Origin of the sequence: Agromyces sp. NPDC058126 (assembly GCF_042884595.1) — a bacterium.
GTDB lineage: Bacteria > Actinomycetota > Actinomycetes > Actinomycetales > Microbacteriaceae > Agromyces.
The window spans coordinates 1-22,915 of the sequence record NZ_JBHVTS010000004.1 but is presented as its reverse complement, the minus strand read 5'-3'; the positions used below and the strand labels follow the sequence as shown (position 1 = coordinate 22,915).

17 protein-coding genes and 1 pseudogene are annotated in these 22,915 nt (G+C 71.0%); 14 read left to right on the top strand and 4 right to left on the bottom strand.

Features of this window, described 5'->3' with window-relative positions; genetic code table 11:
- The first annotated feature begins 54 nt into the window (after positions 1 to 54).
- The 5 genes from ACFVTR_RS12705 (at position 55) to ACFVTR_RS12685 (ending at position 5,632) form a co-directional block, all read left to right on the top strand.
- The gene (locus ACFVTR_RS12705; RefSeq protein WP_387037797.1) at positions 55 to 744 is read left to right on the top strand and encodes a pyridoxamine 5'-phosphate oxidase family protein; all 690 of its coding nucleotides are present in this window, start codon (positions 55 to 57) and stop codon (positions 742 to 744) included.
- Positions 745 to 990: 246 nt separating this feature from the next.
- On the top strand, positions 991 to 1,185 hold the full coding sequence (locus ACFVTR_RS12700) for a hypothetical protein (protein ID WP_387037795.1): 195 nt from the start codon (positions 991 to 993) through the stop codon (positions 1,183 to 1,185).
- A gap of 104 nt (positions 1,186 to 1,289) precedes the next feature.
- Positions 1,290 to 4,265 carry an AAA family ATPase gene (locus ACFVTR_RS12695; protein ID WP_387038468.1) on the top strand — a complete coding sequence of 992 codons (2,976 nt, stop codon included), beginning with the start codon at positions 1,290 to 1,292 and terminating at the stop codon, positions 4,263 to 4,265.
- Positions 4,266 to 4,378: 113 nt separating this feature from the next.
- The gene (locus ACFVTR_RS12690; RefSeq protein WP_387037793.1) at positions 4,379 to 5,089 is read left to right on the top strand and encodes a tyrosine-protein phosphatase; all 711 of its coding nucleotides are present in this window, start codon (positions 4,379 to 4,381) and stop codon (positions 5,087 to 5,089) included.
- 12 nt (positions 5,090 to 5,101) lie between these two features.
- Positions 5,102 to 5,632: a GNAT family N-acetyltransferase gene (locus ACFVTR_RS12685; protein ID WP_387037791.1), complete on the top strand. Its 531-nt coding sequence runs from the start codon at positions 5,102 to 5,104 to the stop codon at positions 5,630 to 5,632.
- Positions 5,633 to 5,667: 35 nt separating this feature from the next.
- Here the strand turns inward: ACFVTR_RS12685 and ACFVTR_RS12680 are convergent, their stop codons facing one another.
- From ACFVTR_RS12680 to ACFVTR_RS12670, 3 genes are read right to left on the bottom strand one after another with little or no spacing between them, the layout of a single operon-like run.
- Positions 5,668 to 6,465, bottom strand: coding sequence for a PfkB family carbohydrate kinase (locus tag ACFVTR_RS12680; RefSeq protein ID WP_387037789.1), 798 nt, complete (start codon positions 6,463 to 6,465; stop codon positions 5,668 to 5,670).
- Complete coding sequence (locus ACFVTR_RS12675) at positions 6,462 to 7,985, bottom strand: leucyl aminopeptidase (RefSeq protein WP_387037788.1); 1,524 nt, start codon at positions 7,983 to 7,985, stop codon at positions 6,462 to 6,464. Before ACFVTR_RS12675 ends, ACFVTR_RS12680 begins: the two co-directional genes overlap by 4 nt.
- Positions 7,982 to 9,697 carry an MFS transporter gene (locus ACFVTR_RS12670; RefSeq protein ID WP_387037786.1) on the bottom strand — a complete coding sequence of 572 codons (1,716 nt, stop codon included), beginning with the start codon at positions 9,695 to 9,697 and terminating at the stop codon, positions 7,982 to 7,984. Before ACFVTR_RS12670 ends, ACFVTR_RS12675 begins: the two co-directional genes overlap by 4 nt.
- 90 nt (positions 9,698 to 9,787) lie before the next feature.
- On the opposite strand from ACFVTR_RS12670, the gene ACFVTR_RS12665 reads away from it, so the two are divergent.
- Both ACFVTR_RS12665 and ACFVTR_RS12660 read left to right on the top strand, forming a co-directional pair.
- Positions 9,788 to 11,368, top strand: a complete 1,581-nt coding sequence (locus ACFVTR_RS12665; protein ID WP_387037784.1) for an SLC13 family permease — start codon at positions 9,788 to 9,790, stop codon at positions 11,366 to 11,368.
- Positions 11,369 to 11,466: 98 nt separating this feature from the next.
- Positions 11,467 to 12,084 carry a TetR/AcrR family transcriptional regulator gene (locus tag ACFVTR_RS12660; protein ID WP_387037782.1) on the top strand — a complete coding sequence of 206 codons (618 nt, stop codon included), beginning with the start codon at positions 11,467 to 11,469 and terminating at the stop codon, positions 12,082 to 12,084.
- A gap of 112 nt (positions 12,085 to 12,196) precedes the next feature.
- Here ACFVTR_RS12660 and ACFVTR_RS12655 read toward each other — a convergent pair whose 3' ends face one another.
- Complete coding sequence (locus ACFVTR_RS12655) at positions 12,197 to 15,064, bottom strand: immune inhibitor A domain-containing protein (RefSeq protein ID WP_387037781.1); 2,868 nt, start codon at positions 15,062 to 15,064, stop codon at positions 12,197 to 12,199.
- Positions 15,065 to 15,595: 531 nt separating this feature from the next.
- On the opposite strand from ACFVTR_RS12655, the gene ACFVTR_RS12650 reads away from it, so the two are divergent.
- From ACFVTR_RS12650 to ACFVTR_RS12620, 7 genes and pseudogenes are all read left to right on the top strand, one after another.
- Positions 15,596 to 16,969 (top strand): MFS transporter, encoded by a 1,374-nt coding sequence (locus ACFVTR_RS12650; protein ID WP_387037779.1) that lies wholly within the window; start codon positions 15,596 to 15,598, stop codon positions 16,967 to 16,969.
- 18 nt (positions 16,970 to 16,987) lie between these two features.
- Positions 16,988 to 18,508, top strand: a complete 1,521-nt coding sequence (locus ACFVTR_RS12645) for an FGGY family carbohydrate kinase (protein WP_387037777.1) — start codon at positions 16,988 to 16,990, stop codon at positions 18,506 to 18,508.
- 11 nt (positions 18,509 to 18,519) lie between these two features.
- Entirely contained in the window at positions 18,520 to 20,193 is a 1,674-nt protein-coding gene (locus tag ACFVTR_RS12640) for an FAD-dependent oxidoreductase (protein WP_387037776.1), read from the top strand.
- Entirely contained in the window at positions 20,190 to 21,719 is a 1,530-nt protein-coding gene (locus tag ACFVTR_RS12635) for an FAD-binding oxidoreductase (RefSeq protein WP_387037775.1), read from the top strand. Before ACFVTR_RS12640 ends, ACFVTR_RS12635 begins: the two co-directional genes overlap by 4 nt.
- A 7-nt stretch (positions 21,720 to 21,726) precedes the next feature.
- On the top strand, positions 21,727 to 22,347 hold the full coding sequence (locus ACFVTR_RS12630) for a glycerol-3-phosphate responsive antiterminator (RefSeq protein ID WP_376947865.1): 621 nt from the start codon (positions 21,727 to 21,729) through the stop codon (positions 22,345 to 22,347).
- Positions 22,348 to 22,429: 82 nt separating this feature from the next.
- Positions 22,430 to 22,735, top strand: a complete 306-nt coding sequence (locus ACFVTR_RS12625) for a putative quinol monooxygenase (RefSeq protein ID WP_387037773.1) — start codon at positions 22,430 to 22,432, stop codon at positions 22,733 to 22,735.
- Positions 22,728 to 22,915, top strand: a pseudogene (locus tag ACFVTR_RS12620) (alcohol dehydrogenase); the annotation flags it as partial. The gene ACFVTR_RS12625 and the pseudogene ACFVTR_RS12620, both read left to right, overlap by 8 nt.

The window sequence follows — 22,915 nt, the reverse complement described above, 5'->3', positions numbered from 1 at the left end:
GAACTGCAGCGACTGGACTGCAGACGAGGCCAGTGTACGTCCGAGACTCGACCCATGACCACGATCGAGACCCCCGCCGACCGCCCTGTACGACGCATCCGCCGCATGGCCGAACGCCAGACCGCCGACCGTGGCGCCCTCTTCGAGCTGCTCGACGGCGAACTCGTCGGCCACCTCGCCGCCGTCGCCGACGGCGTGCCGATCGTCGTGCCGATGGGCTACGCCCGCATCGGCGAGGCGATCTACGTGCACGGCTCGACCGGCGGCGGGTTCGCCCTCCGCGCCGCCGCCGAGCGGGCCACGGTCGCCTTCTCGGTCACCGCGCTCGACGGGCTCGTCTACGCGCGCTCGCTCTTCGACAGCTCGATGAACTACCGCAGCGCGGTCGCGTACGGCGTGCTCGACGAGGTCGGTCCCGAGGAGGCGGATGCCGCGTTGCTCGCGCTCTCCGAACGGCTCATGCCGGGGCGCTCCGCCGAGGTGCGCGGCATGCGCCGCAAGGAGGTCGCGGCCACACGGGTGCTCCGGATCGCCCTGGACGACGTCGTCATGAAGTCGCGTGCGCACGGGGCATCCGAGGCCGTCGACGACGGCGAAGACCACTCGCAATGGGCGGGCGTCGTTCCGCTCGAACGCGTGTGGGGCGAACCGCAGCCCTCCGGGCTGACCCCGGCGGGCACGCCCCTGCCCGATTCGGTGCGTGCGCTGACGACGCGCGACGCCCGCTCCCGCAGTGTTTCGTGATGGAAAGGGGGTTTCACCATGCTCGCAACCATGCTCATGCTGGGGCTGATCGGCGCGTCGGCGCTCGTCGCCGCACTCGTGCAGTTCCGCCGCGACGGCCTGCGCCGTCTGCCGACGATGCCCGCCTGACCGGCGAGCGGGCGCCCGTCTGAGGCGCCCGCAGACGAAATAGGGCGATCGTCCGATGAGACCGGGGTGCCTTAGCGAGCACCATCGAGACATCCGATCGCACCGAAGACTGAAGGAATGACCATGCAGTACTCAGCAGAACTGCTCGCCCTGCACACCCACGAGGCGAACCTGCTGCAGGCCGAGCGTCGCATCGCTCACCGCCTCGCAGCGGAGGAGCGTGCAGTCGCGAGCGAGCCGGCGGACCGGGCCGAGCAGGTCTCCCGCCACCGCGCGTTCGGTCGCCGCGGCCTGCGTCTCGCCGTACGGTGAGCGCCACGGCGGCGGCGTCCGCCGCGGCGGCGCCTGCGGCCCAGGACGCCTCGCGTCCCACCACGCCGCATGTCGGCGGCACGTGGCACGATGAGATCGTGACCATGTCAGCAGCGGCCATGATCGGCCGCGGCGCCGACCTCTCGCGGCTCGACGAGCGCCTCGACGGGGTGCGCGCCGGCGCGCCGTTCACGGTGATCGTCGGCGGTGAGGCCGGCATCGGCAAGACCCGCCTCATCCGCGAGTTCCAGCAGCACCTGCCGAGCGATGTGCGGCTGCTCGCCGGCCAGTGCGTCGACCTCGGCAGCGTGGCTGCGCCGTACGCCCCGGTCAAGACGGCCCTGCGGGCGCTGGTCGCCGATGTGGGCGCGGCACCGGTGCTCGAGGCGGTCGGCCCGGGGCGTGCCGCGCTCGTCGCGCTGCTGCCCGAACTCGCCGCCGAGTCGGGTGAGGTCGGTGCGCCGGGGGCCGGCATCGCCGCGGGGCAGCTGCACGAGGGCATCGCGGTGCTCCTCGAGACTTTCTCGCGCGAGCGGCCGATCGTGTTCGTGATCGAAGACCTCCACTGGATCGATGCGGCGAGCCTCGCACTGCTGCGCTTCCTGCTGCGCGCCCTCGGCTCGAGCCGTGTGCTCACCGTGCTCAGCTATCGCACCGAAGACGTCACCCGGGGGCACCCCGTCCGATCCTTCCTCTCCGAGGCCGAGCGCGACCGCTGGGTCGAGCGCCTCGAGCTCGGGCGGCTGTCGAAGGCGCAGGTCAAGCGACTCGTGAAGTCGCTCATCGTCGACGAGGCGCCGAGCGATCGGGTGCTCGAGACGGTCTTCCGCCGCAGCGACGGCATCCCCTTCTTCGTCGAAGAGCTCGTCGGCATCGACGGATGCCGCGACGAGGGCTTCGTGCCCGACACGCTCCGCGAGCTGCTGCTCGCCAGGTACGAGCGGCTGCCCGAGTCGGCCCAAGAGCTGCTGCGCCTCATCTCGACCGGCGGGGTGCGGGTCTCGCATGCGCTGCTGGCGCAGGTCTTCCAGGGCGACGACGCCGAGCTCGACGCGGCCGCCCGGCAGTGCGTGCACTACGGGGTCATCACGATCGACGGCGACGACTACTCGTTCCGGCACGCGCTCGTGCGCGAGGCGATCCTCGACGATCTGCTGCCGGGCGAGCGCGCCCGGTTCCATGCCCGCTACGCCGAGGCGTACGAGGCCGCCGCCGAGGCCGGCTCCCGCCGCCTCGCCGCCGAGATCTCCTACCACTGGCTCGGGGCGCACGACGCGGTGCGCGCGTTCCCGGCGACGATGCAGGCCATGCGCGAGGCGCGCGCCGCCGCGGCCTACGCGACCGCCGCCCAGCTCGGCGAACGCGCCCTCGAACTGTGGGACGTGGTGCCCGACCCCGAGACCGCTGCTGGCATGGGCAAGCTCGAGCTCATGGGCCGCACCGCCTCGCACCTGCGCAACGCGGGCGAGATCGAACGCGGGCTCGCGCTCGTGAAGGCCGCGCTCGCCGAGTGCCCGCGAGACGAGCCGCAGTACCCGCGGTTCCTCCGCGACAAGGCGCTCTACCTCGCGGCCATCGGCAAGCCCGGCTCCATCCCGCTCCTCGAAGAGGGGCTCGAGGTGCTCGGCGACGACGGCGACCCCGAGATCAAGGCGGGGTCGCTCGCGACCCTCGCCGGACGATTCCTGATCGAGGGGCGCACGGGCGAGGCGGTGGAGACGGCCGAGCAGGGCCTGGCCGTCGCCCTCGAGCACGACCTGCCGCGCTCGGCCTCCATCTCCATGAACATCGCGGCCGCCGGCCGCGCCGTCCGCGGCGAAGTCGAGCGCGGGCTCGAGATGCTCGCCGAGGCCCGCGAGCTGGCCGAGGGCGACGGCGCAGCCCTCCTGCGCTACTGGGTCAACTCCTCAGACCTCGCCTACCTCATCGGCGACTACCCCGAGGCCGTGCGCCTCGCCGAAGACGGGCTGGGGCGCGCACGGGCCCAAGGCGTCGAGCGGAGCACCGGAGTCATCCTCGCCTCAAACGCCGTCGACCCGCTCTTCGCGCTCGGCGAATGGGAGCGCGGTGAAGAGATCATCGAACGAGCGCTGTCGCTCGACCCGCCGGTGCCGTTCACCGTCTACCTCCACCGCGCGCGCATCTCCTCGATGCTGTGGCGCGGCGACCCCGTCGGGGCGGCCGAGGCGCTGCGCCGGGTGCGGCCGATGATGGCCGGGGTGCAGGCGGTCGAGATGCAGACCCGGCTCGCGGTCGGCCAGATGGCCGCCGAGGTCGCACTCGCGAACGACGACCTCGCCGGCGCGTGGGCCGAGATCCGGGGCATCTTCCACGAGGAGCACGCGCTCCACCCCGGCTACGCGCACCCGGGCTTCTGGGTCGCCGCACGCGTGGCCGCTGCGATCGCCGTGCGACCGCATGCGGTGCCCGAGGCCGTCGTCGCCGAGGTCGGCGCATCCGCCGCCGAAATCGACCGGCTCCTCGCGGCGGGGTCGTTCTGGCCGCATCACGAGACCTGGGTCGCGCTGATCGAAGCCGAACTCGCCGAGGCGGCCGAAGGCGCCGGCGCCCAGGTTCCGGGTACCGATCCGGTCGCCTGGCGCCGAGCGGTCGACGCCACCGAACGCGGGGGCGTGCCAGGCTTCCTCCACCCGTACTCCCTGCTGCGGCTCGGCGAGGCCGAGCTGGCTGCGGCCGACCGCACGGCCGCCCGGGCGACGTTGCAACTCGCCCTCGACCGCGCCGAGGCCGGCGGGGTCACGGCGGTACGCGAGCGCGTCGAACGCGTCGCGGCGACGGCGGCGCTCGTGCTCGACGGGGCGCACCGCCCGGTCGGCGGCGAGGTCGCGGGCATCGCCGGGGCCGCGGCATCCGACGCCGATGCCGCCGCGACCGCCGAACTCACCGCGCGTGAACGTCAGGTGCTCGAGCTCATCGCCGAGGGCCTCAGCAACCGCCAGATCGGCGAGCGGCTCTTCATCAGCGGCAAGACGGCCTCCGTGCACGTCTCGGCGATCCTGCGCAAGCTGGGCGCCGCGACTCGCACCGAAGCCGCCTACCGCGCGGGCGCGCTGCGCTGAGCGGAGCATCGCCACAGTGAACCTGTAGCGGATCCTGCTTCCTGCTTCCTGCTTCTTGCTCCGGGAACGGTTCCGGTGGGGCGGGCGGGGCCGCCTCCGGTAGCGTCGAGCGCATGACGCGTCGCATGAGCTGGGCCGGGCTTCCGAACACGTGGGATCTCGGAGGCCTCGACGGCGCACTCGGCACGACCCTGCATGGTCGGATCTACCGCTCGGCGCAGCTCGACCACCTCGACGACACCGGGCGCGCCGAGCTCTACGACGACGGCGTGCGCACGATCATCGACCTGCGCAACGGCGACGAGGTCGGCGCCGCGATCGATGCGCCATTCACTCGGCATCATCGCCCGGTCGAAGACCAGTCCGATGCCGAGTTCATGGCCAGATGGGCTCGGCTCGATACGCCCGGCTACTACCCGGAGGTGCTCGAGCGGTGGCCCGAGCTCGTGACGGCCGTGTTCCGCGAGCTCGCCGATGCCGGCGCGGGCACCGGTGCCGGAGAACCGGCTGACGGCGGTGCCGTGCTCGTCCATTGCGCCCACGGGCGGGACCGCACGGGCATGATCACCGCGATGCTGCTGCAGCTGTGCGAGGTCGATCGGGGTGCGATCGTCGCCGACTACCTCGCCGCGGTCGCTGCGATCGCCGAGCACACCGTCGCCAACGGTGGGGAGATCGCGTCAGACGAATCCGGCGATCTCGACGCGCGCCGCGTGCGCGAGCTCGAGGAGTTCCTCGACGGCCTCGACGTCGCCGAGTTCCTCCTCGGCAACGGGCTCACCGAACCCGATCTCGAGCGCGTCCGTGCTCGCCTCCTCGACTGAGATTCGCGACCGATGACGCACCCCGATGAGGCGACCACTCCCGCCGCACCGATCATCCGCGCGGCTCACGCCGACGACGCACCTGGCATCGCCCGCATGCACTGGGAGAGCCACCAGTCGACCTACATCGACCCGGGGTTCGTCACACGCGAGCGCATCGAGGCGTGGACACTCGAACAGCGCCTCGAGGGATGGCGACAGGTGCTCGACGTCGCCGGGGGCCCCGAGCGAACCGTCGTCGTCGCCGTCGACGGCGATCTGATCGTCGGCTTCGCCGACGCGTGCACGGTCGATCTCGCCGACGAGCCCGATGCGCCGCGCGATCTCGAACTCAAGGGCCTGTACCTGCTCGACGCCCACCAGGGCACCGGGCTCGGCCAGGAGCTGCTCGACGCTGCGATCGGCGACCGGCCCGCCTACCTGTGGGCGATGGCGGGCGAGACGAGAGCACGGGCGTTCTACCGTCGGAACGGCTTCGAACCCGACGGCGCCGAAGCGCCGTTCGAGCCCTGGGACATCATGACCGTGCGGCTCGTTCGCTGACGCGAGTCGGTTGCACGGTTCGACGCAGTTCGAGATCAACTGCCCCGATCGGTGAGCGCGTTCGGCGATCGCGATCCGACGGCTCGTCCGGGCCATGGTGCGGCGGCGAGGGCCGCCAGTGGCGCCTCGAGCGCGTCGTCCCATGCCTCGTCCCGAGCGTCGGGAGGGCCGGGCCGAGCGCCGTGCGCGAGGAGATGCGCGACCGCGGCGACGGTACCGTCCGGCCGCCGCGGTGGAGCGCCCCCGCCCGTCGTCGCGAACGCCGCCGAGCGTGCGAGCCGGTCGAGCCCCGCGGAGGAGCCGGTGGGACTGCGAGGCATCCCCGCCGGTGCTTCGCGGTCGACGACGAGCCGAACCTCCGGGTGCTCGACCGCGGCGAGGAACTCATCGAGCCGCGCCTCGTCGGTGAAGGTGACCCCGCTCACGACGACGAGGTCGGCGTCGGCGATCGCCCCGCGAGCCTCCTCGTCGATCGGGATATCGCGCAGGGCGATCGCGGGCTCGTCGGGGCCGGTGCGTCCGCCTCCGTCACGTCGATCGACGGCCACCCGTGCGGTGGCGCCGTCCGGCCGGCCCGCGATGAGGCGTACGCCGTAGTCGCGGAGCACGGAACGGATGCGATCCCCGTCCTCATCGTCGCCGACCGCTGAGACGAGCGTCGCCTCGTCGCCGAGGATCGAGAGCCCGATCGCCGCGTCGACACCCCGGCCGCCCACGAACTCGCGCGACCCGCCGGCATCGCGGTGCACCTCGACATGCGCGTCGCCGATGACCGTCACTCGCGCCCGGGCGCGTGGCCGGGCGTTCGCCGACGTGTCCAGGTGTCGGCTCATCCGTTGGCCCGGAACCCCCGTGCCACCTCGATGAGGATGCGCGTGCCGAACCCGGTCGCGCCCTTCGAGCGCCACGAGTCGTCAGCGTCGGACTGCATCGTGCCGGCGATGTCGAGATGGGCCCACGGGGTCTCGCCGACGAAGTGCGCAAGGAACAGCGCGGCCGTCGTCGCCCCGGCGTAGGGGCCGCCCAGGTTCGAGAGGTCGGCGATCTCCGAGTCGAGCTGCTTGCGGTACCGCCGTTCAAGGGGAAGCCGCCAGACCTGTTCGTCGGTCGCGGCGGCGGCCCGTTCGACCTCGCCGAGCATCGTCTCGTCGTTGCCGAGGAGTGCCGCCGTGATCTGCCCGAGCGACATGAGCGCCGAGCCCGTGAGCGTCGCGATGTCGACGATCGCGTCGACGCCGTCCTCGTTCGCGAGCACGATGCCGTCCATCATCACGAGGCGGCCCTCGGCGTCGGTGTTCTTCACCTCGACGGTCGTGCCGCCGCGCGCGGTCAGCACATCGCCGAGCTTGTAGGCCGAGCCAGAGGGCATGTTGTCGGTGCACATGAGCCAGCCGCTCACCTTCGCGGTGGCGCCGAAGTCGCGGAGCGCCGTGAAAGCCGCGAGCACCGAGGCAGCCCCGCCCATGTCCATCTTCATGAGCAGGTGCATCGGGTCGGAGGGCTTCAGGCTGATGCCACCCGAGTCGTACATGATGCCCTTGCCGACGAGGCCGAGATGCCCGGTCGACTCGCCGTCGGGGGTGTAGCGCAGCTTGACCATGCGGGGCTCCTCGGCTGAGCCCCGGTTCACGCCGAGCAGCCCGCCGCAGCCGAGCTCGATGAGCTGCTGCCGGTCGAACACCTCGACGTCGAAGCCGAAGCGCTCGCCGAGCGCGACCGCGACGTCGGCCATGCCGGTCGCAGTCAGGTGCCCAGGCGGAGAGTTCGCGAGATCTCGGGCGAGGTTCGCGGCGCGCGCCGTGACGAGGCCGACGTCGACGCCCGAGGTCGCCTGCGAGGCATCCGCACCGTCGATGCGCAGCTCGACACGCTCGAGCGCGACGTCCTTCGGCTCGCGCTTCAGGGTGTCGAATCGGTAGCGCGCGAGCAGCGCGCCCTCGGTGAGCGCCTGTGCGGCGCCGGCGGCGTCGGCGCTGCCCGTCGACGGCACCCGGATCCCGATGCGTGCGGACTTCGAGCCGGCGCGGGCGAACGCGGCGGCGGCGTCGCGCAGCTCGTTCGCGCCCAGCTCGCCGCCGGGGCCGACGCCGACGAGCACGAGCAGCGGGCCCGAGCCGTACGGCAGTGCGAGCGTCGTGCCCGGCTTCGCTTCGAACCCGGATCGGGCGAGCGCCGCACGGTCGAGGTCGACGCCGGCGGGCAGTTCGCCGTCGCTCGTGACCAGTACGCCGATCGCGCCGAGCGACGATTCGTCGAGCTCGTCGACGACGGCGACCGTCGCCGCGTCGGACCGCGCGAGCGAGGGCGTCGCCGTGAAGTCGTCGGGGATGAGTGAGTTCGGATCGCGGGTCATGCGCGCGCCTCCTTCTGTGCCTGGTCGATGCGCGGGCCCCGGTCGGTTCGCGCGGGCGCCTCGTCGTCGACGACGGGATCGATGGCGTCGTCATCGTCGGGCTCGAGTTTCTCGGGCAGGTCGCCGTCGCGGCGCCCCGGCATGCGCGTGGCCGGCACGATCGCGAGCAGCGAGAACGCTGCGAGCCCCAGCAACGAGATCTGGAGGGCCTGGAGGCGGGCCTCGGCATTCACCGCGATCGCCGCATCGAGCTCGGGACCGGTCGCCCGCGACTCCAGCACGGCGGCGAGCTGTTCGTTCGTGAGGAAGTTCGCCTCGTTGAAGTTCACCTGCGCGATGAGTTCGTCGCTGATCTCGGGGTGCTCCTGCGCGCCCGCGAGCAGCAGCGACGAGAGCATGCCGACCGCGAAGGCGCTCGCGACGGCGATGCCGACCGAGCCCGAGAGGTTGTGCACCAGGCCGCGCCATGCGCCCACGTCGCCGGCCAGCTGCTTCGGGGCCGCCGACAACAGGGTGTTGAACACCAGGGCGACGATCGCGCCCTGCCCGAGACCGAGCAGGATGAGGCCGGCGATCACGAACCCCTGGCTCCACTCGCCGCGCACGGTGAAGCCGAGCAGGGTGAGCGCGGATGCCACGACGATGAAGCCGCCGGTGGCGAGCACCCGGGGCGTGAAGCGCCCGTAGAGGTACGCGACGAACGTCGAGGCGAGGAAGATCGAGAGCGTGTAGGGGATGATCGAGAACGAGGTCTCGATGCTCGAGCGCCCCTGCACCACCTGGATGTACAGCGGGATCAGGAAGTTCGCCGCGGTGCCGACGAAGAGCATCGTCGCCATGCAGGCGGTGACCGCGCGCTCGGAGCCCGTCGCGAGCACCCGGAGGTCGAAGATGCGCGGCTTGTCCTCCCGTGCTCGCCGTCGCAGCCAGGAGAAGAACACCTGGCCGACCACGAGTCCGGCGATCACGAGCAGCGGTGCGGGCGAGATGCCGAGCACCTCGAACGGCGCCTGCGGCGTCGCGAGCCAGACGCCCCAGGTCGCGAGTCCGCTGAACCCGAAGCTCAGCAGGATCACCGCGACGGCGGCGATGATCGCACCCGTCCAGTCGATCGTGAGGCCGGGCTGGGCCGGCACCTTCTTCACGGCGAAGCTCAGCCCCAGGTTCACGACCGCGAGCGCCACCATCAGGATGAACGACCAGCGCCACCCGATCGTCGTCGCGAACGAGCCCGCGATGAGGAGGGCGAGCACGCCCGCCGCGGGGATGGCCGCGGCCAGCAGGCCGATCGCCTTGCCCTGCTGCTCGCCGTGATAATTCGTCGCGATGAAGACGGTGAGCGCGGGCGCGATGAGGGCGATCACGGCGCCCGAGGACGCCTGTGCGATGAACAGCATCGCCGGGCTCGCGCTGAGCGCCACCCCCAGCATCGCGAGGCCGTGCACGGCGACGGCGATCTGGAACACCCCGCGTGTGCCGAACCGCGACCCCACCTTCGCACCGAGCAGGATGAACGCCGCCATCGCGAAGGTGCCCGCGGTGATCGCGGTGCCGACCGAGGTCGCGGGGGTGTCGAGGTCGCTTGTGATCCCGGCCATCGACACCGTGAGCGCGTTCACCGCGAAGGAGGCCTGGATCTGGGTGAGCACCACCACGATGAGCGGGAGCCATGATGTCTTCGATGTCGGCTCGACCTGCGGTGCTGCGGTCATGCGTCCCCCTCGCATCGGCATTGCACTGGGGATGCGCCTCGTCGCGGCATCCGCTCGCCTTCACTGTATTGCGCCGCTAGCCTGAGCGCCATGGACCCCGTCGTGGTGACGTTCGTGATCCTCGGCGTCGCCGTGGCGGCGTTCATGACGAGCCGGATCCCCGTCGCCGTCACCGCCGTCGGCGTCGCACTCGCGCTCTGGGCCACCGGCATCCTCACCCTCGAGCAGTCGCTCGCCGGCTTCGCCGACCCGACGGTGCTCTTCATCGCCGCACTGTTCGTCGTGAGCGAGGGGCTCGACGCGACGGGCGTGACCGCCCGGCTCGGCCGCATCGTGGCCGCGAGGGGCGGTTCGAACCGGCGGCGGGTGCTCGTGCTCGTGATGGTGCTCGTGGCCCTGCTCACCGCGCTCATCAGCGTCAACGGCGCAGTCGCGGCACTCCTGCCGATGACGGTCGTCGTCGCCGTCCGCATCGGCCTGCCGCCGTCGCAGCTGCTGCTGCCGCTCGCCTTCGCGGCGCACGCGGGTTCGATGCTCGCGCTCACCGGCACGCCGGTCAACGTGATCGTCTCGGAGTTCGCGGCGGAGTCGGCGGGCGGGCCGTTCGGCTTCTTCGAGTTCGCGATCGTCGGCGTCCCGCTCGTGATCGGCACCGTGCTGCTCGCCATGCTCCTCGGCGATCGGATGCTCCCGGCGCGCAGCGCCGCCACCGTTCCGCGCGACCTCAGCGACCACGCCTGCACCCTCCTCGGCGACTACTCGGTGCTCGCGGCCGCCGACGGCGGCGGCCGCGCGGTGACGATCGACGCCGAGAACGGCGTCGCCGAGGTGCTCGTGCCGCCGAGGTCGGAGCTCGTCGGCATGCGCGTGTTCCCGGGCATGACGACGCCGAGTGGCAAGCTCGTGATCCTCGCGGTCTCCCGCAACGGACGCGAGCTCACCGCGCCCGAGCTCGACGTCGAGGTGGGCGACGTCCTGCTCCTGCAGGGCACCTGGGACGACCTCGAGGAGAACACTGCGGGCGACGACGTCCGGGTCGTCGACGCACCGGCGGCGGTGCGCGGGCAGGCGGCGCCCATCGGCCGCCGCGGTGTCGTCGCGATCGTCGTCCTCGCCGCGATGGTGCTGCTGCTCGCGACCGGGCTCGTGCCGCCCGTCGTCGCGGGGCTCGTCGCCGCCGGCGCGATGATCCTCACCGGCGTCGTCTCGCTCGGGCGGGCGTATCGGGCGATCTCGTGGACGACGGTGATCCTCGTCGCGGGGATGATCCCCATGTCGACCGCATTCACGACGACGGGTGCCGCTGAGCTCGTGGGCTCGACCCTCGTCGGCCTCGCGGGCCCGGGCGGCCCGCTCGCCGTGCTGTTCGTCGTGTGCCTGCTCGTCGTCGTGCTCGGCCAGCTCATCAGCAACATGGCGACCGCGCTCATCGTCGCGCCGATCGCCATCTCCGCGGCCGTCGAGCTCGGGGTCTCGGCCCGTCCGTTCCTGATGGCGCTCACGGTCGTGGCGGCGGCGGCGTTCCTGACGCCGATCGCGACGCCGGTCAACCTCATGGTGATGGGGCCGGGCGGCTACCGCTTCGGCGACTACGCCCGCTTCGGGTGGCCGTTCACCCTGCTGTTCCTCGTCGTCGGGGTGCTGCTCGTACCGCTCGTCTGGCCGTTCTGAACGCGGTCGGCGCGCTCGCGCGGCGAACGGGGGAGTGCCGCTGACGGCGTCCGGCGTCGAGTAGCGTTGATCCTCGACCACGAGGAGCAGCACCGCACATGAAGCCCGGCCCCCGGCGCAGCGTCAGCCAGTCAGACATCGTCGACGCCGCCTTCGAGATCCTCGAGGAGAAGGGCGTCGCCGCGGTCTCGGTGCGCGGGGTCGCCGGCGCGCTCGGCCTGACGCCGACCGCCATGTACACCTACTTCGCGTCGAAGAACGCGCTGCTGCAGGCGATGGTCGAGCACCTGCTCACCGGCGTCGCGGATGCCCCGGCGCCCGCCTGGCGCGACCGGGTCGTCGCGGTCGCGCTCGCGTTGCGGGCGAAGCTCGCCGAGCACTCGGGATCGCTGGTGCTCGTCACGAGCGGGCCGCTCGACGGCCCGAACGCGCTCTCGCTCGCGGAACGACTCATCGAGAGCTTCGTCGAGGCCGGCCTCTCGGTCGACGACGCGGCTCGTGCCGGCCACGCCGTGCGCGCCTTCGTCGTCGGTCAGTCGGCGCTCGAGGCGGCCCGCCGCACCGAGCCGGTCGAGGTGTCGGAGGCGCAGCCGCTCTGGTCGGACTCGCGGCATCCGCTCGTCGAGCAGACCACCGGCCTGTCGCTCGACGGCGGCGGCGACGAGGAGTTCGCGGCGATGCTGGGGCACGTGATCGACGGGTTCGTTCGGGCGTAACCGCCGCGGGCACCGACCTCGGCTGCTCGCGCCGCTCGCCCGCTCGACGCGGCGAGGCGCCGACCCCCGGAGGGGCCGACGCCTCGTCGGTACTGCGTGGTTGCGTCGCTGCTCAGCCTGCCGTGGGGGGCGTGATGCTGATGAGCGCTGCGGTGTTGCCCTTGAAGGCCTTCTTCACCGAGATGACGGTGCCGTAGCCCACGCCGGCGTCGGCGGGGTTGCCCGAGCCGAACGGCCCGACCCCGATGTCGAGACCGTCGTAGGCGGGCAGGCGGTTGCCGGCAAGGTCGTACAGCGGGGTGCTGTACTGGCCGTTGTCGACCGAGGGCACGACGGTCGAGGCGTCGCGGTCACGGTAGAAGAGCGCACCGTCGGACTCGCGCAGGGCGAAGCCGGGCACCCAGCCGCGGTCGTCGGTGAAGGTGCTCACCGGGGCCTGGGCCGCGATGTCGGTGCAGTACTCGTTGCCGTTGGCGCCGATGAAGCACTCCGAGAACGGGTACGTCTTGGTGAGACCGAACGACGCGTTCGACGACTGGGCACGCGACGGCATGATGTTCAGCGTCGACGGGTCGGCGTCGGCCGCGGCACCGGTGCGCTGCAGCGGGTTGAAGTGGCTGTCGACGAGCAGGAGCCCGCCCTTCGCACCGTAGCTCGGCAGCGCCGCCTCGTTCGAGAGGATCTGGTTCGAGTTGCCGTACGTGGTGTCGCGGTACCAGACCAGGGCGCCCGGCGCGTTGTACGCGAGCTTCTCGACCTTCCAGGCGCCGTCGCTGTAGACGGAGTTGTAGCCGTACTTCAGGCCCTCGTCGAAGCCGTCGAAGTTGCGCCACTCGACCAGGTAGTACTGGGCCTTCACCGACGAGCCGGTGTCGATGCGCCAGCCCGGGCCCGTGGTGTCGGCGAAGCTGCCGACCTTCGGGGTCCAGCCGTTCTCGCCCGACTCGACGTCGTCGCTCCACGTGGTGGTGGCGCCGCTCGTCAGCGAGAAGTCGTCGGCGAACCAGCCGCGCTCCTGGAAGGCGGCGTCGGTCGCCATGCGCAGGCGCACGCCGATCGTCTGGCCCGCGTACGCCGAGAGGTCGACGTACTGGTGCGCCCAGCCGTGCGAGTCACCGGTGAGGCCGTACTTGCGGTCGCCGAAGCCGTGCAGGTTGCCGTTCGGGTCGGGGTAGCCGTCGGGGGTGGTCGCCTCCGTGCCGTTCTCGTTGAACACCTTCTGGTCGGTCCAGGTGGTGCCGCCGTCGGTCGAGATCTCGACGAAGCCGAAGTCCCAGTCGGACTCGATCACGAAGTTGTTCCACATCCAGAACTTCCCGTCGGCGCCCACGTCGAGCGTGCGCTCGATGCGGATGTCGCCCCAGTCCTGGTCGGAGCCCGTGAACCACATGTTCTCGCCGCCGTGCGGTTCGGCGAGGGTGATGTGCTTGTCGGGGAGGTTGATCTTCACGCCGTCCTCGCTGCCCTTGAGGGGCCGCGAGTTCTGGCCGACCTTGACGGTCGTCTCGTCGTCACCGGGGTTCACGACCTGCGGGTCGGCCCAGCCGAGCACCCACTTGTCCCAGAGGCCCATGTGCGTCGGCATCGACTGGAAGATCGGGCCCGCGTGCGAGCCGGAGCTCATGAGGTCCCAGAAGTCGATGTCGCTGCTGCCGGCGTTCGAGGTGTCGTAGAGGTCGGGCAGACCGAGGTCGTGTCCGTACTCGTGCGCGAACACGCCGACGCCCGAGTCCTCGGGCTGCACGATGTAGTTCGACAGCTGGAGGTCGGTGCCGGGGATCGTGGCGCCGCCGAGGACGGCCGAGGAGTGCGCCCACAGGGCGTAGGTGCCCTGTGCACCGCCGCCGCCGGACTTGTCCTCACCGGCGTGCACGAGCACGACGTGGTCGATCACGCCGTCGGGCTCGTTGACGTTGCCGTCGCCGTCGCGGTCGCCCTGGTCCTCGATGTCGTAGTCGGCCCAGGGGAAATCGGGCTGCGCCGCGGCGAGGGCTGCGACCGCGTCGATCGGCAGCTGGCCGGGACCCTTGGGGTTGGAGGGGTGGCCCTGCTGGTCCTGCATGGGACCGGCCTCGTAGACGCCCTCTTCGTTCTGGTGGCACACCGTCGCGCCGTAGTACGCCTCGGAGTGGGGGACCGTGATCCACGGGGTCGCCTCACCGGTGACGGTGTAGGCGCCGCGCGACATCTCCTCGTACATCGACTTCATCGTGTAGCCCGAGATGTCGAAGCCCGGCTTGCCGTCGGGGCCGGTGAGGTCGGTGCGGACGCGCTCGGTGATGCCTTCGTCGGTGAAGAGCATCTTGTTGAAGTGCTCCGACGAGAAGTCGGGCACCCACATCGAGTTGTTGTCCTCGAGCTCGTAGTCGGCCGGGTTCGGGATGCCGTTGTGGAGGGGCCCGTTCTGGACGTTGCCGGGCTCGCAGGTGGTCGCGCCGAACGACGTCGGTACGTAGCTGCCGGTGAAGTCGTCGTTCGCCGCGTCGTTGAACTCGACGAGGATCGTGAGGAGCTTGGCCTCCTGGGTGACGTCGGCCTGCTTGTAGTTGGGGGACTTCTTCGGCTTCTTCGCCTTCTTGTCGGCCTTGAGCTGCTCCTGCTTGAGCTGCTTGGGGCTCTTGCCCGTCTCGTTCGACTTGTTCTCGAGCTTGGCCAGGCCGCCCGCGGCCTGCGGGTTGCCTGCGGCGAACTTCGCGTCGATCTCCATGGCGGTCTCGAGCGCGGTCTGTGCGCCCTGGTCGACGACCTTGTTGCCGTGGATGTCGAAGGCGGCTTCGTCATCGGCGCCCACGACCGCCTCCGCACGGGGGGCGACATAGTTCATGTAGTACTCCGAGTCGCTGATCACCGGCGGCGACACCGGTGATTCAGCCGCGGCTGCGGTGCTCACTCCGAACGACACCATTCCGGTGGCGGCGAGTGCGAGCACCGGAACAACCGCGACCGCGCGCTTGCGCGCGCGGCTGGTGAATCCAGACATGCTTCTCCCTTCGAGTGACTCGGCGGAGGTGACCGTCGAGGCACGCACGGCGCCCGTCGGTGGACGGACGTAATCGGCATACTGCCGTGCCGTGCCGGGTCTATGGAAGAGCTGTGTCGAAACTGTGGAGAACTTCGCACGGACGTTGCGTGGAACGGCGCGGATCGCCCGACGGGGGCCGATTCCGGCTGTCGTGATCCCGCCACGTGGCGGGATTACGACACCCGCCGACCAGGGTCCCACACGTTCACCTCGCCCGATGGGTCCGACGTATCGGAGCGGGTGCGGGAGCACGAGCTCCGGCCTCGGCGAGTTTGACCGGCGCCCGAACATCGGCTAACGTCGGCGGCAATAGGGTAAGAATGGAGACCTCCTGTTGGAGGTTTTCGTCTGCCCTTTTTTGGTTTGTGCGCGTCTCTGACAGGGTTTCCCGACAGAGAGGTCGGACACGTGGCACAACATGTTCTGAGAGGCGTCAGCGACGTCATCTCCTTTATCGACGCACGGTCGCGCATCGGCGGCCGAGCGGGAGTGATCTGGTGGCTCGCGCTCAGCGGGCTGTTCCTCGACGCGTTCTCGAACTCGGCGCTCTCCGCCGGTCTCGGCCCGATGACCCGGGACATGGAACTCAGCGCCACGCAGGTCGCGATCCTCACGTCGATGGCCTCGTGGGTCGCGATCGCGTTCAACCCGATCGGCGGATGGCTCGCCGACAAGTGGGGCCGCATCCCCCCGCTGCTCATCGCCAAGGTGCTCGCGCTCGCCGGAGCGATGCTCGCCGCGTTCGCCCCGAGCTTCGAGATGGTGCTCGCCGGCCGCTTCTTCGTCGGCGCCGCCTACGGCATCGACTTCGCGATCGCGATGGCGCTGCTCGCGGAGTTCACCCCAGCCCGCTTCAAGGCCCGCCTGAACACCTGGCAGGGCATCTGGTACGTCGCGGTCTGCTCGAACCTCGTGCTCGCGATCCTCTTCTACAACCTGAACGTCGGCGACTCGATCTGGCGCTACTCGGTCGGCACCGCCGGTCTCGTGGCACTCGTGCTCTTCGTGCTGCAGGCGACCTTCATGGTCGAGAGCCCCACCTGGCTCGCCCGGAAGGAGAAGCTCGGCCGCGCTGCGTCGTCGATGACGAAGATCTACGGCGAGCCGTTCAGCGCCGCACCCGTCGAGGACCGGATCCCCGTCACGAACCAGGCCACGAAGGGCTTCGCGAACGTCGCCCTCATCTTCCGCGGCATCTACCTCCCGCGCACCGTGCTCGCGGCGACCGTGCAGATGGCCCAGTCGATCCAGTACTTCGCCGTCGGGTGGTACCTGCCGATCATCAGCATCGCCCTGTTCGGCGAGGATTTCGTCGTCGCGACGCTCGGCGCCCTCGTGTTCAACGTGTTCGGCATCGTCGGCGGCTTCATGTCGCCCGTCATCGGCAAGCGCTTCGGCCTGCGCCGGGCGTCGGCGATCGGCTTCGGCGCGGTCTTCGTGATGCTCGTCGTGCTCGGCTTCTTCTACGAGTCGATGCCGCTCTGGCTCGCCTTCGTGGTGCCGTCGCTGTTCATCCTGTTCCACTCGGGCGGCCCGGGCGCCAACGGCAAGAGCCTCTCGACGCTCTCGTTCCGCAGTGAACTGCGTGCGGGTGCCAACGGCATCATCGGCGCGATCGGCAGTGCGGGCGCGGCTCTCGGCCTGCTCGTCTTCCCGCTGCTGAAGGAGGGCATCGGCCTCGGCCCGACGTTCCTCATCCTCTCGGTCGTGCCGCTCCTCGCCTTCATCATCTGCTCCGTCATCAAGTGGGACCCGACGCGCACCGCGATCAGCCCCGACGAGGAGCAGAACGCGCCGCAGTTCAAGAGCGACGCCGTGGCGCAGGCGGCCGCCGCCGAGGCATCCGTCCTGGCCGCCAAGTAACGCGAAACGGCATCCGACATGACGACACCCGCGATCCTCGCGATCGATGAAGGAACGACCGGCACGCGTGCGGCGTGGGTCACGGCCGACGGCCTCGTGCACGCGCTCGAGTACCGTCCGCTCCGTGTCAGCACTCCCGTCGCGGGCGTGGTCGAACAGGATGCGAACGCAATCCTCGACAAGACCATCGACGCCTGCCGCGCGGTCATCGCGCGCGCGGCAGGCGACGGGGTCACCCTCGTCGGACTCGCCATCGCCACCCAGCGCGCGACGACCGTGCTCTGGGACACGTCCACAGGGCGGGCGCTCGTGCCCGCCATGGTGTGGCAGGACAGCCGCTACGCCGATGAGCTCGCGGCCCTCGGGCCCGAGTGGAACGAACGCCTGATCCGCACCGTCGGGCGCCCGACGGGGGTGCGCTCGCCCTACCTCTGGGCGGCGCACCACCTGCGCGAGACCCCCGAGGTCGCCGCCGCGCACCGGGCCGGACGTCTCGGCTTCGGCACGATCGAGACGTGGCTCCTCTGGAGCCTCTCCCGCGATCGCACCTACGCCGCGACCTCGACGAACGCGACCTCGGCGGGCGCCTACGTGCTCGCCCGCCACGAGTACGAGCGCGAGTGGATCGAGGCGCTCGGCTTCCCGGGCGAGCTCCTTCCGGAGCTGCGCCAGGACGCCGACGACTTCGGGGTCACGGATGCCTCGGTGCTCGGCATCGAGGTGCCGATCCTCTCGGCGGCGGGCGACCAGCACGCCGGTACCGTCGGGCTCGGCTGCCTCCGCAAGGGGCAGGCGATGTGCGTGCACGGCACCGGCAGCTTCGTCGACCTCGTCATCGGCAGCGAGGCGCCGGCGAACCCCGGGCTCTACGACGGGGCGCTCACCCTCACGGCCTGGCGGCGGCACGAGACATCCGTCTTCGCCATCGAGACGTTCACGGCGACGACCGGCTCGGCCCTCGACTGGGTGTGCGACACGCTCGGCTGGTTCGAGTCGTCCAAGCGCATCAGCGAACTGGCTGCGACCGTCTCGTCGGCGAAGGGCGTCATGTTCGTGCCCGCCCTCACGGGCCTGCGGATGCCCGTCATGGAGCCCAGGGCGAAGGCCTCCCTCACGGGCTTCTCGATGTCGACGACGCTGCCCGAGATCGCCTACGCGGTGCTCGAGGGCATCGCGCACTCGGTCGCCTCGAGCGCCGAGGCCGACGAGCAGGTCGCCGGCACGGCGATCACCGAGATCGTCGTGGGCGGCGGGATGTCGGCGAGCGACCCCCTGATCCAGATGCAGGCCGACCTCGTCGGGGTGCCGATGCGGCGCCTGCCCGCCTCGGAGGGGGCGAGCCTGCGAGGTGCCGCGTTCCTCGCCGGCTCCGACGGGCTCCTCTGGAACTCGCTCGAGGAGGCCGCCGCGTCGATGGGCGACGGCGACGTCTTCGAGCCCCTGATCAGCGGCGACGAGCGCGCCGAGCGCCGAGCGGCGTGGAACGAACGCATCGACAACGAACTCCGGCTCACGCAGAGCCGTGCAACACGGAAGTAGAGAGCCACACGATGGTAGGACTGCCAGCCCGCAAGACCGACACCGCGCGCGAGCGCATGACCAGGGTCGAGCCCCTGCAGCTCAGCCGAGCCGAGCAGGTGGCGAATGTCGAGGGCGGTCGCTTCGACATGATCATCGTCGGCGGCGGCGTGACCGGCGCGTACGCCGCGATGGACGCGGCGCTGCGCGGCTACCGGGTCGCGCTGCTCGAGAAGGACGACTTCGCGTCGGGCACCTCCTCGAAGTCGTCGAAGATGATCCACGGCGGACTCCGCTACATCGAGCAGGGCAACCTGCCGCTCGTGCGCCACTCGCTGCTCGAGCGCCAGCGCCTGCGGAAGAACGCCAGGCACCTCGTGCAGCGGCTGCCGTTCCTGTTCCCCGTGCTCTCGCACGACGGCGTCTTCGACCGCCGCCTCGCGGCCGGCTTCGAGAGCCTGCTCTGGACCTACGACCTCGCGGGCGGCTGGCGCGAGGGCGTGCTGCATCAGAAGCTCTCGAAGAACGAGGTGCTCGCGCACTGCTCGACCTTCAAGGCCGAGAACCTCGACGGCGGCTTCATGTACTACGACGCTCGGGCCGACGACGCCCGTCTCACCCTCACCCTCGCCCGCACCGCGGCGCACCACGGTGCCACGATCCTGAACGGGGCGAAGGTCACCGGGATCACCCGCAGTCGCGGCAAGGTCAACGGCGTCGTCGCCGAGGTCGACGGTCGCGAGATCGCCGCGCTCGCCGGCGTCGTCGTCATCGCGACGGGCGCATGGCTGCGCGACTGGAACGGCGCGGGCGCCGACGCGGACGCCCCGAACATCCGCCCGGCCAAGGGCGTGCACATCGCGGTGCCGTGGCACAAGATCCGCAACGACTGCACCGTCACGATCCCGATCCCCGGTCGCAACCGTCGCGCGACGATCACCCGCTGGGGCGACACCGCCTACCTCGGCACGACCGACGAGGACTACACGGGCGACCTCGACGATGTGAACTGCACCCGCGAGGAAATGGAGTTCCTCATCTCGGGGGCGCGCACCGCGCTGAACACCGACCTCGAGGCCTCCGACGTCGTCGGCAGCATCGGCGGATGCCGCCCGCTCGTCGCGCCGCCCGGCGGCAAGACCATCGACGTCAAGCGCAAGCACGAGATCCGCACCGACCGCGACGGCCTCGTGACCGTCGTCGGCGGCAAGCTCACCACCTCGCGCCACATGGCCCAGCAGACGATCGATGCCGCGCAGAAGGTGCTCGGCGAACGCCGCCGATGCGTCACGAAGGACGCCTACCTGCTCGGCGCCGCGGGCTACGACCCCGAGGCCGTCACCGCCTCGGGCGGCCTCGCCGCCCACCTCGGGGAGCGCTACGGCAACGAGGCGCCGTTCATCACCGACATCCTCGGCAGCGACCCGTCGCTCGCGAAGCCGATCGTCGAGGGCCTGCCCTACCTCGAGGCCGAGGTCGTCTACTCGGCGCGCCACGAGATGGCCCGCAGCGTCGACGACGTGCTGAGCCGCCGCACCCGTGCGCGCCTCATGGCCCGCGACGCCTCCGCGGCCGCCGCACCGCGCGTGGGGCAGCTGCTGCAGGCCGAGCTCGGCCTCAGCGACGCCGCGGTCACCGCGCAGGTGACCGCCTACCAGACCGCCACGGCGCACGAACGCGCCATCCTGATGGGAGAGTCCGAATGATCAGCAAGGAAGCCGTCAAGCGCGGTTACAACCGCGGCAACTACGTGGTGGGCGCACCCACCCAGCCGCACTACGCCGCGAGCATCGAGACCATCGGCGAGGAGGCGTCCTTCCAGGATGGCGTCGTCGCCGTGCCGGCGACTGCGGTCGCCGAACTCGAGGCGGCGGCCGACGAGGTGATCACCGACGCGGCATCCGTCGTCGAGGGCACCCGCGACTGGTGGGCCGGCACCATGATCGGCGAGACCGGGGGCCGGCCCGCGACGCCCGACGCCGTGATCGTCAAGGTCTCGACGACCGAGCAGGTGCAGGCCGTCATGCGCATCGCCGACGCGAACGACCTCCCGGTCACCGTCTCGGCCGGCCGCAGCAACGTGACGGGCGCCGCCCTGCCCGTGCGCGGCGGCATCGTGCTCGACGTGTGCGAGCTCAACCGCTTCGTGAGCTTCGACGAGGAGAGCCAGATCGTCGAGGTCGAGGCCGGCATGTTCGGCGACGTCTTCGAGGAGCTCATCCAGTCGGAGTACGGCATGACGATGGGCCACTGGCCGTCGTCGTACGGCATCTCGACGGTCGGCGGCTGGGTCGCGTGCCGCGGCGCCGGCCAGCTGTCGACCCGCTACGGGAAGATCGAGGACATGGTCTACGGCATGGATGTCGTGCTGGCCGACGGCTCGCTCATCACCGTGGGCGAGAGCGCCCGCGCCGCGGTCGGACCCGACCTGCTGCAGCTCGTGATCGGCTCGGAGGGCACCCTCGGCGTCATCACGACGATCCGCTTCAAGCTGCACCGCCTGCCGTCGTACGGCCGCGCGATCGCCTACGGCTTCCCGACCTTCGCCGCCGGGCTCGAGGCGTGCCGGCAGATCATGCAGCAGGGGGCCAACCCCGCCGCGCTCCGCCTCTACGACGAGCTCGAGAGCGGCGTGCAGTTCGACCTGCCCGAGCAGAACGTGCTGCTCGTCGCCGACGAGGGCACGCAGGAGCTCGTCGACGCGGGCCTCGCCATCAGCGAGCGCATCTGCGCCGAGGCCGGCGTGAAGCTCGACGACGAGGCGATCTTCGAGCGGTGGCTCGACACCCGCTACCTCACGGGCAAGAGCGCCGAGGGCTTCACGCGCAGCCCCGGCTTCGTCGCCGACACGCTCGAGATGATCGGCCGCTGGCGCGACCTGCCCGCGATCTACGACGAGGTCGTCGCCGCGATCGACGCCGTGCCGGGCACGCTCGCCGGCTCGGCCCACCAGTCGCACGCCTACGTCGACGGCGCCTGCCTCTACTTCTCGCTCCGCGGCGACGTCGAGGTCGACCAGCGCGCCGAGTGGTACCGGGCCGCGTGGGATGCCGCGAACGCCGTGATCCTGAAGCACGGCGCGACCCTCAGCCACCACCACGGCGTGGGCCTGCTGCGCGCGCCGTACATGGCCAAGTCGCTCGGCGCGGGCTTCGAGGTGCTGCGCGCGGTGAAGGCGGCGCTCGACCCGAAGAACCTGCTGAACCCGGGTAAGCTCGGGCTCGACGCCTGATGCTGCGATGAACGAGTCCGCAGACGAGGGCAGGAATGCGGTGAACGTGCTGGAGTTTCCCCGCTCGCTCGACGAGCGGCTCTACCGGAACCCCGTCGTCGCCTCGCTCTACGGCACCGAGTCGGTCGAGGCGTTCCTCGCCGGCCCGTGCCAGGTCGCGATCGCCGCGAACGTGGCGCTCCCCGACCTCGAGGGCATCGTGTCGACGCTCTCGTCTGCGGGCAAGTTCGTCTTCGTGAACATCGACAACAGCGACGGTCTCGCACAGGACCGCGGCGGCGTCGAGTACCTGCGCAAGATCGGCACGCAGGGGCTCATCACCACCCGCACGATGCTCATCCAGAAGGCCAACCAGCTCGGCATGGTGACCATGCAGAAGGTCTTCATCACCGACCGTTCCACGCTGCCGCGCAGCACGAACGCGGTGCGGCAGAACCGGCCGCACCTCGTGCAGCTCATGCCGTGGCCGGTCATCCCCTACATCAAGCAGCAGGAGCTCGCCGAGCTCACGCCCTACGTCGCGGCCGGCTTCGTGCAGAGCCGCGACGACGTGATCGCCGCCCTCAAGGGCGGGGCCAAGGCCGTCTCGACGAGCGACGTCGAGCTCTGGTCGATCACCCGGCGCTGACCGGATGCCCCGTGGCCGGTCCTCGGCCGCGGGGCTCCGCTGCCCCGACCTGCCCGCTGCGCCACTTCGACAGGAGACCCACGTGTCCGCACCCCAGTTCCAGGTCATCGCCCGCTACTTCCCGCGGCCCGGCGAGACCGAGGCCGTGCTCGAGCTGCTCGGCGAGCTCGCCGCCGCCAGTCGTACCGAACCGGCCAACCGCGCCTACGACTTCTACCGCGGGGTGGCGAACCCCGACGAGATCGTCATCCTCGAGCGCTACGACGACGAGGCCGGCTTCGCCGCGCACCGCGAGTCCGAGCACTTCCAGCGCATCGGCGTCGGCCGGATCATCCCGCTGCTCGCCGATCGCGTGATCGAGCGCTACCGCGAGGCCGAGGATGCGTAGCGCGGTCCTCAGGGAGCAGGGCGCGGCCCGGCCCTACGCCGTGAGCCGTCCGCTCGAGATCGAGTCGCTCGCCGTCACCGCCCCTCGGGCCGGCGAGGTCGGCGTGCGGATCGAGCGGGCGAGCCTCTGCCACTCCGACCTCTCGGTCGTGAACGGGTCGCGGCCCCGCCCGCTGCCGAT